The organism is Pseudonocardia sp. (assembly GCF_025965585.1).
In the GTDB taxonomy this organism is placed as follows: Bacteria; Actinomycetota; Actinomycetes; order Mycobacteriales; family Pseudonocardiaceae; genus Pseudonocardia.
The window spans coordinates 1-3439 of record NZ_JAOPWR010000464.1; the positions used below are offsets into that span (position 1 = coordinate 1).

Below are 3439 nucleotides of genomic sequence, written 5' to 3' on the forward strand. Positions count from 1 at the left end.
GCCCGCGCCGGCCCCCACGTCCCGGGCGGCGCTGGGCCTGCTCCGCCAGGCCGCCGACGGGCTGGCCGAGGCCCACCTGCAGGAGGACCCCCTGCTGCGCTACCCGGCGGCGTACCTCGCGGCGCTCCGGGCGGCCGCGGCCGTCCTGGCCGTCCGCGCCACGCCGCAGCCCCGACGGGGCGCCACGCGCAACGCGTGGCAGCTGTTGGCCGAGATCGCGCCGGAGCTGTCCGAGTGGGCGGCGTTCTTCGCGGCCTGCTCCGACACGCGCGCGGCCGCGGAGGCGGGCATCGCGCGGCTCGTGGGCCGCCGCGACGCCGACGACATGCTGCGCCAGTCCGAGCAGTTCGTCGGCATCGTGCGCTCGTCCATCCCGCTCCGCTGAGGCTCCGCCCCCGACGATCCGCCCCCGACGAGCGGCACACGCGTCGCACGGGTCCGGACGACCGTGTCGCTCGTCGGGTGGCGCGGCGGTCAGCGGGTGGCGCGGCGGTCAGCGGGTGGCGGGGGGCGCGCTCGGCATCGAGCGGAGGCGATGGGGGCGATCGCTGCGCAGTACCCGGCCGAGCAGTGTGGTGAACACTGCCGACACCTCGCGGGCCCCCGGGGTGTCCCACCGCTGGATCGGCAGGCAGGCGCCCTGCGCCTGCTGCACCGCCGAACGGTCCGGGATCACGCCGCTGAGCACCAGCGGGCCGAACAGCTCCCGCAGCTCGGCGATCCGGAACTCGTGCTCGGTGTTGCGCGGGCGCACCCGGTTGATGAGCACGCCCAGGGGCTGCAGATCGGGGTTGGCGCGCTGGCGCTCGCTCTGTACGGCATCGAACGCCCGCTGCACGCCCGACACGGCGAACATCGTCGGGTCGGTCACCAGCACCGCACGGTGGGCCGCGGCGAGGGCGCTGCGCGTGAGCTGACCCAGCGACGGTGGGCAGTCGATCACGACGAGGCGGTAGGGCTCGTCGTCCGGGTCCTCGTGGTGGTCCTCGTCCGGGTCGCCGAGCTCGTCGGCGGCCCCGAGCCGCTCCAGCGCGCGGCTGAGCCTGCTGAGCTGTTTGCCGCTGGGGTCGGGGTGGTTGTGGCGCTCGGTCTGCTCCGCGCCCACCAGCACGTCGAGGCCCTCGCCCCACCCGCTGGGGGCGATGGCGCGGTGGATCACCGACCGGCGGGGGTCGTCGAGCACCTCGGCCACGGTGGCGGCCGTGGCGCCCACGTCGAGGGCGATGGTGGCGTTGGCCTGGGGGTCGAGATCCACCACCAGCGTGCGCACGCCGTGCTGCTGGGCGGCGCCGGCGAGGCCGAGCGCCACCGTCGTCTTGCCCACTCCGCCCTTGAGGCTCAACGTGGCGACAACCTGCACGTCGATCAACCTACCCCGCTGGGGCTCGCACTACGCTGCCGCTGTGAGGGCAGGTGTGATGGTGGCGGTCCCGAGGTCGCGATACCGGTCGGGGGGTGCGCCATGAGCGGCGCGACGGACGAAGCCGGGCAGATGGTGACGGCACCGGGGCTCACCCCCGGTGAGAGCCCCGTGCACCGGGCGATCGCGGGTGAGCTGGCCGCGATCCGGGCCCGGACGGGCGCGGCACCACGGGTCCTCGACGTCGGCGGGGGCAGCGGCGCGTGGGCCGTGCCGCTCGCGCTGGCCGGGAGCGCCGTCACCGTGGTGGACAACAGCCCGAACGCCCTCGCCGCGCTGCAGCGCCGCGCCCGCGAGGCGGGGGTGGCCTCCCTGGTCACGCCCGTGCAGGGCGACGCCGACGCGCTGGCCGACGCCGTCCCCGACGCGGGTGCCGACCTGGTGCTCGGCCACGGCCTGCTCGAGGTGGTGGACGACGCTGCGGCGGCGGTCGCCGCGCTGCGTGCGGCCACCGCACCAGGCGGTGCCGTGTCGGTGCTCGTGGCTGGCCGCTTCGCCGCGGTGCTGGCCCGCACGGTGGGCGGCAGGCTGGCCGAGGCCCGCGCCGTGCTCACCGACCCCGACGGCCGCTACGGCCCGGCCGACGCCGTACGCAGGCGGCTCGACGGCGCGTCGCTGCGCGCCCTGCTCGCCGCCGACGGGGCGCTGACCCTCGAACTGCTCCAGGGCGACGGCGTGCTGGAGGGCTGGGTGCCCGGTGCGATGCGCGACGGCGGTCCGGCGGTCGGTCGCGCGATGGCCGAGCTCGAGACGCTCGCCGCCGCCGAACCCGCGATGCTGGACGTCGCGGTCCGGCTGCACGCCCTGGCCCGCCGCTCGTCCTGATCCGCAGCCCGTCCGGAACCGGCCGCTCGGGCGGCCGCGGCGCGCGATGATCAGCCCCCCGGGGATCGGAACCTCCGTTCGCCGTGATCTCGTCGACGGCGCGAATTGGGCGTTGCGTCGCAGCTCACACCCTTTTGCGCGGGTCCTCCCGGAAGATCGACCCGTCCGCTTGACGAGTCCGGGTAGTCGCAGGGCCGCGAGACTCGTATCCTCTGAAGCAGCCGCCCACTCCCGAGCGGTTGTCGCGTCGTTCCGGCACCATGGAAGATGACCCGACAGGAACGAACACAGTGCCGGAGGCGAAGCCATGCCCCTCTCCGAGCACGAGCAGCGGCTGCTCGAACAGATCGAGCGCGCTCTCTACGCCGAAGACCCGAAGTTCGCATCGACCGTTCGTGGTGGCCGGCTGCGCAAACCCACTCGTCGCCGTCGGCTGCAGGGCGTAGCCCTGTTCGTCGTCGGGCTCGTACTCCTCGTCCTGGGCATCGCGGTGCGAGCCCTCTACCTGGGCGAGTTCCCGGTCGTCAGCGTCGTAGGGTTCCTCGTGATGCTCGGAGGCGCCGTCCTCGCGGTCACCTCGGTCGGATCCTCGGCGGCTCCGGGCCAGGCCCCGCAGGCCGAACCCGACAAGAACGGCTTCACGGGCCGCATGGAAGAGCGTTTCCGCCGCCGGTTCGAGCAGGAGTAATCGCTCACCCGCCGACAGCCACGGCGCCGCCTCCCGCAGCAGACCACCGCGGGACGCGGCGCCGCTGTCGTTCCAGGGGCGCTGTTGTTCGAGGGCCGCTGCCGTTCCAGGGTCGCTGGCGTTGCGGGCCCCGGGGCCGCCCGCCGAGGTCAGACGCGGGTGGTCTCGGGCTGGTCGGAGCGGGTGCGCCTGCGGCCGAGCAGCGTGCCGTTCGTCACGGAGCGGGGGAGCAGCCGCTCGCGCAGGGTGAGCGCGCGTGCCGCCGCGATGCCGTCCCGGACGACCTGCACGGGCGCGGCGAGCTCGCCCGGCGCGGGCTGCCGGTCGCCGTACCAGCTCGCCTCGACCGCGCCCACCACCTGCCGCAGTGCCTGCTGGGCCTCGGCGCCGAGGTCGTGCTCCCTGACCAGGCGCCGCGCGCCGGCGCGGACGGTGTCGCTCGGCGGTGCGGTGACGCCGCGGTCGGCCGACTCGGCCAACAACTCCGCCCAGGCCGCGCCGGCGGC

At 75.5% G+C, this 3439-nt stretch carries 5 protein-coding genes; 3 read left to right on the forward strand and 2 right to left on the reverse strand.

The window, feature by feature from the left end:
• Window positions 1–385 (forward strand): SAV_6107 family HEPN domain-containing protein (locus JWR81_RS28475; RefSeq protein WP_297659595.1); only part of this gene is annotated, 385 nt, incomplete at its 5' end.
• Between the two features lie 108 nt (window positions 386–493).
• Here JWR81_RS28475 and JWR81_RS28480 read toward each other — a convergent pair.
• Window positions 494–1360: a ParA family protein gene (locus JWR81_RS28480; RefSeq protein ID WP_297659598.1), complete on the reverse strand. Its 867-nt coding sequence runs from the start codon at window positions 1358–1360 to the stop codon at window positions 494–496.
• 102 nt (window positions 1361–1462) lie between these two features.
• On the opposite strand from JWR81_RS28480, the gene JWR81_RS28485 reads away from it, so the two are divergent.
• Complete coding sequence (locus JWR81_RS28485; protein ID WP_367278871.1) at window positions 1463–2245, forward strand: class I SAM-dependent methyltransferase; 783 nt, start codon at window positions 1463–1465, stop codon at window positions 2243–2245.
• A gap of 307 nt (window positions 2246–2552) precedes the next feature.
• The gene (locus tag JWR81_RS28490) at window positions 2553–2933 is read left to right on the forward strand and encodes a DUF3040 domain-containing protein (protein WP_297659601.1); all 381 of its coding nucleotides are present in this window, start codon (window positions 2553–2555) and stop codon (window positions 2931–2933) included.
• A gap of 149 nt (window positions 2934–3082) precedes the next feature.
• On the opposite strand, the gene JWR81_RS28495 is transcribed toward JWR81_RS28490, so the two are convergent.
• The coding region (locus JWR81_RS28495; RefSeq protein ID WP_297659604.1) for a DUF4129 domain-containing protein at window positions 3083–3439 on the reverse strand (357 nt) is incomplete at its 5' end.